Genomic DNA, 12,687 nt, shown 5'->3' on the forward strand with positions numbered 1-12,687 from the left:
ACGAGCTGGCCTTTCATGGCTCTGAACACAGCTTGGTCACCCAGGCTTCACTAGGTGGTTCTGAACCGTTACGGTCACTTCATGGCGCGGTCTTTGAACGCGCGGCGCCCCGCGACACTGGCGTCGCTGGCAGCGGAACTCGGGGTCTCCCGCACGACGGTATCCAACGCCTACAACCGGCCGGACCAGCTCTCGCCGGAACTCCGGCGGCGAGTGCTGGAGACGGCCCGCAGACTCGGCTACCCGGGACCTGACCCGGTGGCCCGTTCGCTGCGCACCCGCAAGGCAGGCGCGGTCGGGCTGCTGCTCACCGAGAACCTCTCCTACGCCTTCCGCGACCCAGCGGCCATCGCCTTCCTCGAAGGACTGGCGCTGGCCTGCGAGGACGCCGGGACCGGCCTGCTGCTGGTGCCGGCCAACCCCGAGCGCGAGGACGTGGCCGCGGTGCACCGGGCCGGGGTGGACGGCTTCGTCGTCTACTCGGTGCCCGATGACGACCCGCACCTGGCCGCGGTGCTGGAGCGCCCGGTGCCCACCGTGGTCTGCGACCAGCCGGAGATCGGCACCGTGGACCGGGTCGGCATCGACGACCGCGGCGCGATGGGCCGGATGGCCCGGCACCTGATCGAGCTGGGGCACCGCAGGGTCGGCGTGGTCTGCATGCGCCTGGCCCGCGACCGCAACGACAGCTTCGTGCCGGTGCACCGTCAGCACGAGGCGCACTTCCACGTGCAGCGCGCCCGGCTGGAGGCGCTGGCCACCGAGTTCGCCGCGGCCGGCGTGGACTGGACCGGCGTGCCGGTGGTCGAGCGCTTCGACCACACCATCGCCTCCGGCTCCACCGCCGCCGCCCAGCTGCTCGACCGCGACCCGGAGATCACCGCGATCATCTGCACCTCCGACATCCTCGGTCTCGGCGCGCTGGCCGAGGCCGAGCGGCGGGGGCTGCGGGTGCCTCAGGACCTGACCGTGACCGGCTTCGACGGCATCCCGGACGCCGAGCGCGCCGGGCTGACCACGGTGCGCCAGCCGGTGCTGGAGAAGGGCAGGGCCGCGGGCCGGCTGCTGCTGGACACGGTCGACCCCGGCCGCCCGCGCACGGTCACCCTGGACACCGAACTGATCGTGGGCACCAGCTCGGGCGCGCCTAAGCCAGCCGCTCAGCAGTGGTACGGCCCCTGACCTCGAGCACCTTGCCCTTGCGGTCCAGCACCGCGCGCCAGCCCCGGGGCAGCCGCAACCGGTCCTCGGGGTTGGTCAGCTCGACGTTCTGCATGCCGAGGACCTCGCCGATGTCGGCCAGGTCCAGGTTCAGCGTCTCGATGGTGGATTCGTCGAACAGGGCGGCGCGTTTGAACACCGCGCTTTCCAGGTTGACGTATTTGAACGCCTTGATGAAGCTGAAGATCGCGTCATCGTGGAATTCCGTTTCCGCGGCCTGGACCTCGCCGTGGAACTCCGAGGTGCTGAAACTCGCTTTTCCGTAGAACAGGCTGCCGGTCAGCTCGACGGTGCCGGTGAAGGTGACCGCGTCCAGGGTGAAGCCGGCGTAGAGCTCGGCGTCCGGGGCGCTGAACACGCCGACCCGGCACTGGTTGAGCACGAAGTTCTCCAGCACCGCGCCGGTCAGGTCGAGGTTGCACACCACGTCCTCCGGCGCGTTGCGCAGGATTTCCGCGACCAGCCGCTGCGCGGCCAGCCGGACCTGGCGTTCCCGGTCCTCCGCGCGGTCCTGCTCGTCCTCGGCGTGCGGCAGCTTCTTGGGCTTGGGCGGCGGCTGGATGTCCTCGCCGCTGAGCTGGTTGCGCAGGGTCTTGTAGCGCTCGTGCCGGAACGGGCGGCGCAGGTAGGAGCACAGCACGTCCACCACGGTCTGGGTGCGCGTCGGGTGCGCCCGCGCCAGGCCCACGAGTGCGTGCAGCGCGCCCACCCGGACCTGGTCCGCCTCGTGCCCGAGCAGCTCCACCGAGCGGGCGAACCGCTCGTCGGCCACCCGCTCCCGGTCGTGCATGGCGCGCACCCGCTCCAGCTCCTGGCGGGCCACCTCCACGGTCTGCCGGTCCCGCTCGATCTCCCGCCGGTCCTCCTCGGTGCGCCGCCTGCGGTCGTTGAGCCACAACGCGTACAGCGCGATCAGCGCACCGGAGGCGACACCGCCGGTCTTGAGCGCCTCGGCCCGGCCCGCGCCCGGATCGGAGCTCAGCAGCCAGCCCACGGCCAGGCCGAGCACGCCGATCGCGCCGCAGATGGTGGCGCCGAGCATGACGCTCTGCTTGTCCTTGTCCGCCCGGCGCGCACGCACCAGCAGCAGCACGACCGCGGTCACCAGACCGGCCGCGCCACCGCCGACCCACAGCCAGGGCTCCATGCCCAGATTGTCTCTCCCGATCTGCCGTTCCTCCTGGTGAAGGATGTTTTTCCACCCGGACGGCCGAGAGAATGAACTCACCATTCGACCGGCGCCGTCGAATTGTCACGTGCGCCTTCGTAAATCTCCCCGGTTATCCTTGCCGCTATGACTCAGGCGCCGCGCACTCGGGGCAGGCTGAACCGGTCGCTGGTGCTGGCCAAGGCGATCGAGCTGATGGACGCCGACGGCGTGGACGGGCTCACCATCCGCGCGCTGGCCACCGCGCTGGGCGCCAAGCCGATGGCGATCTACACCTACTTCGCCGGCAAGGACGAGCTGCTCGCCGCGGCCTACGAGGACCTGGTCACCCGCACCCCGCTGCCCGCGCTGGAGGAGGGGACCGAGGGCCTGAAGCGGGCCATGCGCGCGCACCGGGCGGTGCTGCTGGCCCACCCCTGCCTGATCCAGCTGGTGGTGCGGATGGACCGGCCCGGCGAGTACGACCTGCGGCTCAACGAGGCCGCCTTCGCCGCGCTGCTGCACACCGGGATGTCCCCGCGCGAGGCGCTGCTGCGCGGGGCCGCGGCCAACTGGCTGGTGCTGGGCAGCCTGACCCGCAACACGGCCAAGATGGTCCAGCACCCCGAGGGGCTGCCGACCGCGGCGGACTTCCCGCCGGAGACCCATCCCGCACTGCACGCGGTGCTCTCGGTGCTGCCCGGCCTCGACGAGGAGGAGCTGTTCGAGGCCGGGCTGGACCTGGTGCTCGGCACTACTTCTGGCAGCTGACGTCCTTGGCGGGCAACGTGCCGCCGACGAGGTAGCCGGTCACCTCCGCGTCCACGCAGGCGTTGCCGGAGTTGGCGTAGACCCCGTGCACGCGGGTGTTCTCCAGCAGCACCAGCCGTCCCTGCTCGCCGAGGGCGCGGCGCAGTCCCTTGGCCCCGGCCAGCGGCGTGGCGGTGTCGCCGGAGGCTTGCACGACCAGCACGCTCTTCGCCCGGCCCGGCACCACCTGGGTCGGCGGCTCGATCGGCTTGCCCGGCCAGAACGCGCACGGGTGGATGTTGCTCGCCGCCGCGCCGAAGAACGGGTACCTGTGCCCATCCAGGGCCGAGTCCACCGCGTAGCGGGCCGGATCGCGCGGCCACTCGGCGTCGTCGCAGGCCACGGCCAGGTGGCTGGAGAACAGCTGGTCCGCGGGCGGCAGCGCGGCCACCTGGTCCGCCAGCGCGATCGCCGCCGGATCGCGCAGCTCGCCGCGGTCCAGGTCGCTGATCAGCGCGGTCAGCGCCGGGTTGTCGCGCTCGTCGTAGAGCACCCCGCGGACCACGGGGCGCAGCACCTCGCCGGTGAAGGTGAACGAGCCGTGCCGGACCGGGTGCCGGTCCAGCTCCGGCAGCAGCGCGTCCAGCCGGGCCCGGACCCGCTCGGCGGTCTGGCCCAGCGGCGCGCCGTTGCGCACCGTCCAGTCCGCCCACTCGGACAGCGCCTGCTCGTTCACCGGGCCCCAGTTGCGGAAGCTCGGCCGCCAGGCCGAGGCCGGGTCGACCGCGCTGTCCAGCACCACCCGGTCGGCCCGGTCCGGGAACAGCTGGGTGTAGACCGCGCCCAGGTAGGTGCCGTAGGAGGTGCCGAAGTAGCTGGCCGTGCGCTCGCCGAGCGCGGCCCGCACCACGTCCAGGTCGCGGGCGACGTTGCGGGTGGTGAGGAACGGCGCCCGGTCGCCGAAGCGCTGGTGGCACTGCCGGGCGAGGTCGGCGGCGGCCCGCGCGTCGGCGGCGAAGCCGTGCTTGCCGGGGTGCCGGGGCCAGGTCACCTCGAACAGCGAACCGGTCTGGCCGCACTCGACCTGCCCGCTTTGCCCGATCCCGCGCGGGTCCATGCCGATCAGGTCGAAGCGGTCCAGCACGTCCTTGGGCAGCCTGGAGTGCAGGTCGCTCGGCAGGTCCAGGCCCGCGCCGCCCGGCCCGCCGGGGTTGGTCAGCAGGATGCCGTGCCGCTTGGCCGCCTCGGCGGCCTTGATCCGGGAGATGGCGATCTGGATCTTGCGACCGCCCGGGTTCCGGTAGTCCAGGGGCACGTCCAGGGTGGCGCATTCCTGGGGCGTGCCGGGCTTGCCGTCACAGTCTGTCCACTGTGGACGATTCGGGGCTGGTTCGGCGGTGGCGGGCGCGGCCGTCGTCGCGAGCAGGGCGACGGCGGCCGCGGCCAGCGGGAACCTTCGATGGGGCATGCCACCGAAGTTAGTGTACTTAGTACGTGATCAGCCAGGTACGTTCGCGCAGCGCTGATCCGCCTCCGGCAGGCTGCCGCTGACCAGGTACTTCGTCACCGTGTTGTCCACGCAGGCGTTGCCGTAGCGGGCGTAGAGCCCGTGCATCCGGGCGTCCGCCAGGGTCAGCAGCCGGGCGTTCGCGCCGAGCATCCGGCGCATGCTGACCGCGCCGGCGTACGGCGTGGCCGAGTCCCCGGTGGCGCCGACCACCAGCGAGCCGTGCCGGGCCGGGCGGATCTTGGTGGTCTGCTCCAGCGGCCGGTGCGGCCAGTACGCGCACGGCCCGATCCCGGCCGCGGCCGCGCCGAAGAACGGGTACCGCTTGGCGTCCAGCGCGGTCTCGGCGGCGTACCGGGCCGGGTCGCGGTCCCAGGCGGCGTCGGTGCACTGCACGGCCAGGAAGACCGAGACGAAGTTGTCCGCGGGGAAGGTGGCCAGCACCGCGTCCAGGAAGCCGCGCACCGCCGGGTCGCTGAGCTGCCCGTCGGCCAGGTCGGCGACCAGCCCGGCGAGCACCGGGTCGCTGCGGTCGCTGTAGAGCACCAGCCTGCTCACCTCGCGCAGCGTGTTGCCGTCCAGCTTCAGCTGCCCGTACTGGGCGGGTCGCTGGTCCAGCGCCCGGCCCAGCTCCGCGTAGTGCGCGCGCACCGCGGCCGGGGTCGCGCCGAAGTGGTAGGTGGCGTCCCGTTCCGCCGCCCAGTCCACCCAGTCCGCGAACGCGGTCTCCGCGGCCGGTCCCCAGCCCCGGTTCATGCCGTGCCAGACCTTGGCCGGGTCGATCGCGCCGTCCAGCACCATCCGGTCCACCCGCGCCGGGAACAGCTGCCCGTACACCGCGCCCAGGTAGGTGCCGTAGGACCCGCCGTAGAAGCTGATCCGCTGCTCACCCAGCCCGGCCCTGACCACGTCCAGGTCCCTGGCGGCGTTGCGGGTGGAGGCGAAGGGCAACCGGTCCCCTTCCGCCCGCTGGCACTGCCTCGCGACCTCCTTGGCCGCCTTGGCCTCGGCCGGGAACCCGCCGGGACCGGGCAGCCGCGGCCACAGCGCGTCGAAGACCGTGCCGGTGAACCCGCAGGACAGCGGACTGCTCCTGCCCACGAACCGGGGGTCGAAGCCGATCAGGTCGAACCGGTCCAGCACGTCCTTGGGGAAGGTCTGCGCGAGTCCCAGCGGCATGTCCAGCCCGCTGCCGCCCGGCCCGCCGGGGTTGACCAGCAGCACCCCGTGCCGCTTGGCCGGATCCGCCGCCTTGAGCCGGGAAATCGCCAGCTCGACGGTCTTCCCGCCCGGCGCCCGGTAGTCCAGTGGCGCGCGCAGGGTGGCGCATTCCAGTGGGGTGGCGGGGTCAGCGTCGCAGTCTGTCCACTGTGGACTCTGCGGCGCGGCGGTCACCGGCGGAGCGAGGGACAACGCGAGGAGCGCCGTCAGGGATGCCGCGAACGCGGCACGGCTGGTACGCATGTGCCAGAAACTACGGGCCGTCGCGCGGTTCGCGCGACGGCCCGTTCGTTGGTGCTTTCGGCTCAGGCGTCCAGCAGTTGGGCGCAGCGGATCAGGCCCAGGTGCGAGTACGCCTGCGGGTGGTTGCCCAGCGAGCGCTCGGCCACCGGGTCGTACTCCTCCGGCAGCAGCCCGGTCGGCCCGGCACAGTCCACCATCTGCTGGAACAGCTCCTCGGCCTCGGTCCGGCGGCCGGTGAGCAGGTATGCCTCGATCATCCAGGCCGCGCACAGGTGCCAGCCGCCCTCAGAACCCGGCAGGCCGTCGTCGCGGTGGTAGCGGTAGACGGTGACGCCGGAGCGCAGCTCGGCCTCGGTCGCGGTGACCGTGGCCTGGAAGCGCTCGTCAGCCGGGTCGATCAGGCCGGACAGGCCGATGTGCAGGGTGGCCGCGTCCAGGTCGGTGCCGTCGTAGGCGGTGGTGAAGGACTGGACCTCGTCGTTCCAGCCGTGCTCCAGCACGTCCGCGCGGATGGTCTCGCGCAGCTTGACCCACTCCGGGTCGACCTCCCGGCCGAAGCTCTCGCCGAGGGCGATCGCCCGGTCCAGGGTGACCCAGCACATGACCTTGGAGTAGACGCGGTGCCGCGGTGCGGCGCGCTCCTCCCAGATGCCGTGGTCGGGCTCGTGCCAGCGGCGGGTGACCGCCTCGGCCATCGCCTGCACCATGCGCCAGTCCTCGTCGGTCAGCTTGCCCCTGGCCTCGGTCAGCTTCTTGACCAGGTCGACCACCGGGCCGAAGACGTCCAGCTGGACCTGCTGGTTGGCCAGGTTGCCCACCCGCACCGGGCGCGAGCCCGCGTAGCCGGGCAGGGTGTCCAGCACCGCTTCCGGGCCGAGCGTGGTGCCGTGCAGGGTGTAGAGCGGGTGCAGCCGCTCCGGGCTGGTCAGCGTGCCCAGCACGGTGTGCAGCCAGCCCAGGTAGGCCTCGGCCTCGGCGAGGGAGCCCAGCGACACCAACGCTTGCGCGGACAGAGCCGCGTCGCGGACCCAGCAGTAGCGGTAGTCCCAGTTGCGGACCCCGCCGATCTCCTCCGGCAGCGAGGAGGTGGCCGCGGCCAGGAAGGCGCCGGTCTCCCCGTGCTGCAGGCCGCGCAGGGTCAGCGCGGAACGGGCCACCAGCTCACGCTGGGTCTTGGGCAGGTCCAGGGTGCCCAGCCACTCCGACCAGTAGCGGTCGGCGCGGCCGCGGCGCTCGGCCTCCGGGGTCTCCGCGGCGGTGAGGTCGTCGGTGCCGCAGCGCAGTTCCAGCACCACCGGCGAGCCGGGGTGCACCGCGACGATGGCCTGCGCGGTGTCGTGCTGGCCGTCGCTGGTGACCTGCCAGTGCACGCCGGGGGAGCGCAGCACGATCGGGTCCGAGGTGCCCAGCACCCGCAGCCCGTCGTCCTCGGCCACCAGCGACACCGGGACCTGGCCGAACTCCGGCCGCGGCGCGAAGGTGACCAGCGCGGTGGTGTCACCGGAGATCACCCGCACCAGGTCGGTGCGCTGCGGCGGCGCGTAGTGGTCCAGGTAGTCGGTGACCAGCAGCTTGGACCAGCGGGTCTCCACCGTCATGGTGCCGGGCACGTAGCGCTGGCCCAGCGGCAGGCCGTTGCGCTCGGGCTTGATCGAGAAGTGGCCCGCGGACGGCCCGCCCAACAGGTCGGCGAAGATCGCCGCCGAGTCCGGCTCGGGGTGGCACAGCCAGGTCAGCCGGGCGTCTGGGGTGACCAGGGCGACCGAGCGCTCGTTGGAGAGCATGGTCAGCCGCTCGATCGGCACCGCCTGCTCGCCGTAGAGCCAGTTCCGGCGCTCCTCCAGCAGGAAGGCCAGCACCAGCGCGACCTCGGCGGTGTCCGGGATGCGGTACTCCGCGGCGCTCTCGCCGTCGCCCACCTTCACGCCCAGGTCAGGGCCTGCCAGGCGGATGAATGCCTTTTCGTCGGTGACGTCGTCGCCGATGAAGAACGCGGCCGAGGCGGCCACCTGGTGCCGGAGCACGTCGAGGGCGTGGCCCTTGTCGGTCTGGATCACGGCCAGCTCGATCACCGCCTTGCCCTCGGTGACCTGGATGTCCGGCCAGGTGCACGGGCCCTGGCGGACGGCCTCGAAGACGCGTTCGCCGATCTCCGGCTCGGCGCGCCGGGAGTGCACCGCCACCGAGGCGGGCTTGAACTCCAGGTGCACGCCGGGGGCGTCCGCGACGATCTCCTCGATCGCCCGGCGGACCCGGGTGAGCCGGTCCTTGGCGGCGGCGTCCAGCTCGTGCACGAAGCCGACGTCGAACTCCGAGCCGTGCGAGCCCACCAGGTGGACCTCGGCCGGCAGGCGGGACAGGGTGGCCAGGTCGCGCAGGGCGCGCCCGGAGATGACCGCGATCGTGGTGGCGGGCAGGGCGGCCAGCGATCGCAGCGCGTTCACCGACTCCGGCAGCGGCCGGGCACGTTCGGGATCGGCGACGATCGGGGCCAGGGTCCCGTCGTAGTCGCAGGCGACCAGCAGCCTCGGAGTCCGAGCCAGCTGAATGATCGCGCGCCGCAACTCGATGGGGAGGGTCTCGGCGGTCAACGCCTTCCTCCTACGTGGCGTTCGGGGCGGTTGAGAACTATGTGGGCGCGCCCCGGGGGATGGGCGCCACCTATGTCGCGTTGCTCTGCGTGCCCAGGGCCTCGAGGAACGATCGAGCCCAGCGGTCGACGTCGTGGGTGAGGACCTGGCGGCGCAGAGCGCGCATCCTACGGCGGCCCTCGGCCGGATCAACGGTGAGGGCAGCCTGCAATGCGTTCTTCACGCCATCCAGATCGTGCGGGTTGACGAGAAAAGCGCTCGTGAGTTCAGCGGCGGCTCCGGCGAACTCACTGAGAACAAGTGTTCCACCGAGGTCGTGTCGGCAGGCCACATACTCCTTGCAGACGAGGTTCATACCATCTCGAACCGGTGTCACCACCATCACATCAGCGGCACAGAAGAAGGCGGCCAGCTCCTTGCGGTCCACCGACTGGTGCAAGTAGTGCACGGCCGGGTGACCCACCCGAGCGAACTCGCCGTTGATCCGTCCCACGCCGCGCTCGATGTCCTCGCGCATCTGCTGGTAGTGCTCGACCCGCTCCCGGCTGGGCGTGGCCAGCTGGATCATGGTCACGTCCTGTGAGTTGATCCGCTCCTCGGCCAGCAGCTCGTGCAGCGCGCGCAGCCGGACGTCGATGCCCTTGGTGTAGTCGAGGCGGTCCACGCCGAGCAGGATCTTCTTCGGGTTGCCCAGCTCACGCCGGATCTCCGCAGCGCGCTGCTGCACCTCGCGGGTGCGCGCGAGCTGGTCCAGCCCGGCGGAGTCGATGGAGATCGGGAACGCGCCGACCCGCACCAGCCGGTCGCCCACCGGCACCAGGCCGGGCCGGGTGCGCACACCCACCGCGCCCCTGGTCGGCTCCAGGCCGAGCAGCCTGCGGGCCAGCCAGAGGAAGTTCTGCGCGCCACCCGGCCGGTGGAACCCGACCAGGTCCGCGCCGAGCAGCCCGCGGATGATCTCCCCGCGCCAGGGCAGCTGCATGAACAGCTCCACCGGCGGGAACGGGATGTGCAGGAAGAACCCGATCCGCAGGTCCGGCCGCTGTTCCCGCAGCATCGCGGGCACCAGCTGGAGCTGGTAGTCCTGCACCCACACGGTCGCGCCCTCGGCGGCGATCTTGGCGGTGGCGTCGGCGAAGCGCTGGTTGACCTTCACGTAGGCGTCCCACCACTTGCGGTGGTAGGCGGGCGGGGCCACCACGTCGTGGTAGAGCGGCCACAGCGTCCCGTTGGAGAAGCCCTCGTAGTAGTCGCGCACCTCCTGCGCGCTCAGCTGCACCGGGTGCAGCTGCACCCCAGTCTCCTCGAACGGCTCGACCTCGGCGTCGGCCACCCCCGGCCAGCCGACCCAGGCGCCGCTGCGCGAGCGCAGGAACGGCTCCAGCGAGGAGACCAGCCCGCCAGGACTGCGTTTCCACCGCTCCGTGCCGTCGTCCAACCGCTCGAGGTCGACGGGTAGACGGTTGGCGATCACGATGAAGTCAGCAGCCGAGTCCATCGCAGCACCCACCGGGTCCGCCTCCTTTGTCGACAGGGATCCGTGACCTGAGGTTATCCACAACGCCGCAGGTCTACCTGTTGGCGTAACGGCTGTCACAGTCCGCGATCGGGCGGTTGTTATGCGCACGGGCGCGAGCCGCTTACGATGTTCCCGGCGTCACGCCGGTGTAGCTCAATTGGCAGAGCACTCGCCTTGTAAGCGAGGGGTTACGGGTTCAAGTCCCGTCACCGGCTCGTAGCGCCCTTGGCTGCTCGCCGCCGTTGGCGGCTTCGCCGGGGCTCGTTGTGTGATCCGGGGGCCGAGCCCCCGGACCCCCACGGTGCGGTTGGTGCCGAACCAGCGGGGTTTCGCTTCGCGCCTCGCCTGGCCCCGCCCGGTTCGGTGCGTCAGAACCCCAGCCACCTTTCGCTCAGAACCCCAGCCATGCGGTCAACGCGCCCAACGGTCCCAGCAGTGCCGCCCCGGCCGATGCCAGTGCGCCCGCTCGTTGCAGCAGGGTGGTCAGGCGGTTGGTCTGGGTGGCGATGCGGCTGCGGTCCGGTTGCGGGGACTGGAGCTCCTCGGTCACCTCGTCCAGCGCGCGGTCGGCCTCCCGGCGCTCGGCCCCGGTGAGCCGGAGCTCGTCCAGTGCCCTGCGCAGCGACTGGACCTCGGTGAGCAGCTCGTGGCCCTGGCCGAGGTGCTGGTCCCGGCCCGCCACGTACTGCTGGCCGGGCCCGATGTTGACGTTGGTCCCGCGCACCCCGCGGATGTCGTAGTTGTCGCGCATGGGTCCTCCAGGTCAGTAGCGGTTCCGGCGGCGCTCGGCGCGGTCCTTGCGGCGGCGGGCGGCCTTGGCCATGGCGCCGCCGATGGAGGCCAGGATGCCGCCCGCGGCGAAGGCGCCGAAGCCCAGTGGCACCGCGGGCAGGCCCTGGAACTTCATGCTGAACGGGTCCACCGGCCGGCCGCCGGAGATCCCGGACATGCCGGAGAAGATCGTCCAGGCGAACAGCGCGAACCCGGCCAGCGCGACCAGTAAACCGACCACCATGACCAGCCTGCCCACCCCGGCGCCCTCGGTGAGCGCGGTCATCGGGTCGTTGTCGACGGTGATGTGCGCTTCCTCGTACCGGCGCTGGTCGTAGCGCCGCTGGTCATAGGCGCGCTGGTCGTAGGAGCGGTTGTCGTACTGGTCCCGGCCGGCCACGTGCTGCTCGCCCGGCCCGATGTTGATCGCCCCGCCCCGCAGGTCCCGCACCTGGTAGCTGTCCCCCGGGTAGTACCGGCTGGGTTCCGGCGCGGCGTAGCGCAGCTCCAGCCCGCCCAGGCGCAACAGGTCGCCGTCGCGCAACGGCTGGGGACCGTGCAGCCGCTGCCCGTTGAGCCAGGTGCCGTTGGTGGAGCCGAGATCGCTGACCGTCACCTCGTCCCCGCTCCGGTCCAGGCAGGCGTGCCTGCGGCTGACCGCGTCACTGGGCAGCGCGATGTCCCCGGCCCGGCCCACCGCGGACCGGCCAGGCGGCACCAGGAAGACGAACCGGTGCATCGGGCCGCTGGAGACCACGGTGAACCGGGGCTCGTGCGCGGCTGGATCGGCCATGTGTCCTCCCCCTGAGCAAGAGGTGCACACAGGGTCCGGATCTCGCTGACCAGGTCATACCGCCATCCAGGTGCGCCGACTGCCCGAAAGGGACGACTCGGGGCGGGTGCGCACCGGCCGTATTGTCCAGACCAATGGTGGTTCCGGAATTGTCGAATGCTGAACCATTTCCACGCGGCGCTGCTTGCGAATTCCCTGGTAAGCGGTATAGGTCAGGTTAGGCTGACCTGTCTTAATCGGCCTCTGACCTGCGCTTATGGCGCTGGGTAAAAGTTCCGGTTCGTACTGTGATGTTGGCTACGAAGGATATGCCGCATCGGGTTTGCTGATCGATCCAGAGATAGGGGACTATCTCGACGGAGCCGGTTGGAAGTGTTTCGAGACTCCAGGGTTTTCCCCAAGCGGGAGCCCGGAATCACTGGGCCACGACCATCGGGAGAAAGACCGGATGGACAACTTCACACGAGGAGCCTGGCGTCGTCTCAGGAGGTTCCTCGCCGAGTTGGGCGACCGCATCAGGGTGCTCGTGCTCGGCGAGAACCGATCGGCGATCGGCGGTGAACTCTGGTGCCGAGCATGTGAGAAGCGCCTGAGCCGCTGGTTGGCGATCCAGACGCTTCTCACCGTGCTCCGGATCGGGCTGTGGCTGGTCGCACTGCAAGCGGACCACAGCTACTGATCCGTTCCATGCGGGGCCGGTCCGGTGCGTCAACACCGGACCGGCCCCACACATCTTTGTGACCGGACAATTCCTGCCACCGTTTGTGACCTGCAACACCCCAGTTGTAGGTGCCACCAGTGTCTCTGATTTTCCGTGGCGCAGTCAACCTGATCCTCGGATGTTCGCGTGGAGGTGGTCACTGTTTGTGGCCAGAAACTGCTGGTTTACCTCGGACGACTGGTGTAGGGCATTCACCGCAAGCG

The 12,687-nt window shown here is 71.1% G+C and carries 10 protein-coding genes and 1 tRNA gene; 4 read left to right on the forward strand and 7 right to left on the reverse strand.

The features are described from left to right. Window positions 1-81 precede the first annotated feature (81 nt). Window positions 82-1,182 (forward strand): LacI family DNA-binding transcriptional regulator, encoded by a 1,101-nt coding sequence (locus tag N8J89_RS02085; RefSeq protein WP_283662672.1) that lies wholly within the window; start codon window positions 82-84, stop codon window positions 1,180-1,182. On the opposite strand, the gene N8J89_RS02090 is transcribed toward N8J89_RS02085, so the two are convergent. Next, the gene (locus N8J89_RS02090) at window positions 1,148-2,368 is read right to left on the reverse strand and encodes a pentapeptide repeat-containing protein (protein WP_283662674.1); all 1,221 of its coding nucleotides are present in this window, start codon (window positions 2,366-2,368) and stop codon (window positions 1,148-1,150) included. The genes N8J89_RS02085 and N8J89_RS02090 overlap by 35 nt on opposite strands. 147 nt (window positions 2,369-2,515) lie before the next feature. On the opposite strand from N8J89_RS02090, the gene N8J89_RS02095 reads away from it, so the two are divergent. Further along, a complete protein-coding gene (locus N8J89_RS02095) occupies window positions 2,516-3,139 on the forward strand; it encodes a TetR/AcrR family transcriptional regulator (RefSeq protein WP_283662675.1) in 624 nt (207 codons plus the stop codon). Here N8J89_RS02095 and N8J89_RS02100 read toward each other — a convergent pair. From N8J89_RS02100 to N8J89_RS02115, 4 genes are all read right to left on the reverse strand, one after another. Continuing rightward, window positions 3,123-4,586 (reverse strand): alpha/beta hydrolase, encoded by a 1,464-nt coding sequence (locus N8J89_RS02100; protein WP_283662676.1) that lies wholly within the window; start codon window positions 4,584-4,586, stop codon window positions 3,123-3,125. The genes N8J89_RS02095 and N8J89_RS02100 overlap by 17 nt on opposite strands. A 30-nt stretch (window positions 4,587-4,616) precedes the next feature. Then, window positions 4,617-6,089: an alpha/beta hydrolase gene (locus N8J89_RS02105; RefSeq protein WP_283662677.1), complete on the reverse strand. Its 1,473-nt coding sequence runs from the start codon at window positions 6,087-6,089 to the stop codon at window positions 4,617-4,619. Window positions 6,090-6,151: 62 nt separating this feature from the next. Continuing rightward, window positions 6,152-8,680, reverse strand: a complete 2,529-nt coding sequence (gene otsB, locus N8J89_RS02110; protein ID WP_283662678.1) for a trehalose-phosphatase — start codon at window positions 8,678-8,680, stop codon at window positions 6,152-6,154. Window positions 8,681-8,750: 70 nt separating this feature from the next. Beyond that, complete coding sequence (locus N8J89_RS02115) at window positions 8,751-10,178, reverse strand: alpha,alpha-trehalose-phosphate synthase (UDP-forming) (protein ID WP_252483144.1); 1,428 nt, start codon at window positions 10,176-10,178, stop codon at window positions 8,751-8,753. Between the two features lie 163 nt (window positions 10,179-10,341). Here N8J89_RS02115 and N8J89_RS02120 point away from each other — a divergent pair. Beyond that, window positions 10,342-10,414: transfer RNA gene (locus tag N8J89_RS02120), tRNA-Thr, on the forward strand. Between the two features lie 176 nt (window positions 10,415-10,590). Here N8J89_RS02120 and N8J89_RS02125 read toward each other — a convergent pair. Both N8J89_RS02125 and N8J89_RS02130 read right to left on the reverse strand, forming a co-directional pair. Further along, window positions 10,591-10,950: a hypothetical protein gene (locus N8J89_RS02125; protein WP_283662679.1), complete on the reverse strand. Its 360-nt coding sequence runs from the start codon at window positions 10,948-10,950 to the stop codon at window positions 10,591-10,593. 12 nt (window positions 10,951-10,962) lie between these two features. Further along, window positions 10,963-11,763 (reverse strand): FHA domain-containing protein, encoded by an 801-nt coding sequence (locus N8J89_RS02130; RefSeq protein WP_283662680.1) that lies wholly within the window; start codon window positions 11,761-11,763, stop codon window positions 10,963-10,965. 256 nt (window positions 11,764-12,019) lie between these two features. Here N8J89_RS02130 and N8J89_RS02135 point away from each other — a divergent pair, with 256 nt between their 5' ends. Beyond that, window positions 12,020-12,442 (forward strand): hypothetical protein, encoded by a 423-nt coding sequence (locus N8J89_RS02135; RefSeq protein WP_283662681.1) that lies wholly within the window; start codon window positions 12,020-12,022, stop codon window positions 12,440-12,442. Window positions 12,443-12,687 lie beyond the last annotated feature (245 nt).

It is taken from the genome of Crossiella sp. CA-258035, assembly GCF_030064675.1.
Classification (GTDB): domain Bacteria; phylum Actinomycetota; class Actinomycetes; order Mycobacteriales; family Pseudonocardiaceae; genus Crossiella.

Excerpts from the sequence above, each read along its gene's own strand:
- N8J89_RS02135 (WP_283662681.1), top strand. The coding sequence starts at position 12,020 with ATGGCGCTGGGTAAAAGTTCCGGTTCGTACTGTGATGTTGGCTACGAA.
- N8J89_RS02105 (WP_283662677.1), bottom strand. The coding sequence starts at position 6,089 with ATGCGTACCAGCCGTGCCGCGTTCGCGGCATCCCTGACGGCGCTCCTC.
- N8J89_RS02090 (WP_283662674.1), bottom strand. The coding sequence starts at position 2,368 with ATGGAGCCCTGGCTGTGGGTCGGCGGTGGCGCGGCCGGTCTGGTGACC.
- N8J89_RS02115 (WP_252483144.1), bottom strand. The coding sequence starts at position 10,178 with ATGGACTCGGCTGCTGACTTCATCGTGATCGCCAACCGTCTACCCGTC.
- N8J89_RS02095 (WP_283662675.1), top strand. The coding sequence starts at position 2,516 with ATGACTCAGGCGCCGCGCACTCGGGGCAGGCTGAACCGGTCGCTGGTG.
- N8J89_RS02130 (WP_283662680.1), bottom strand. The coding sequence starts at position 11,763 with ATGGCCGATCCAGCCGCGCACGAGCCCCGGTTCACCGTGGTCTCCAGC.
- N8J89_RS02100 (WP_283662676.1), bottom strand. The coding sequence starts at position 4,586 with ATGCCCCATCGAAGGTTCCCGCTGGCCGCGGCCGCCGTCGCCCTGCTC.
- N8J89_RS02085 (WP_283662672.1), top strand. The coding sequence starts at position 82 with ATGGCGCGGTCTTTGAACGCGCGGCGCCCCGCGACACTGGCGTCGCTG.
- N8J89_RS02125 (WP_283662679.1), bottom strand. The coding sequence starts at position 10,950 with ATGCGCGACAACTACGACATCCGCGGGGTGCGCGGGACCAACGTCAAC.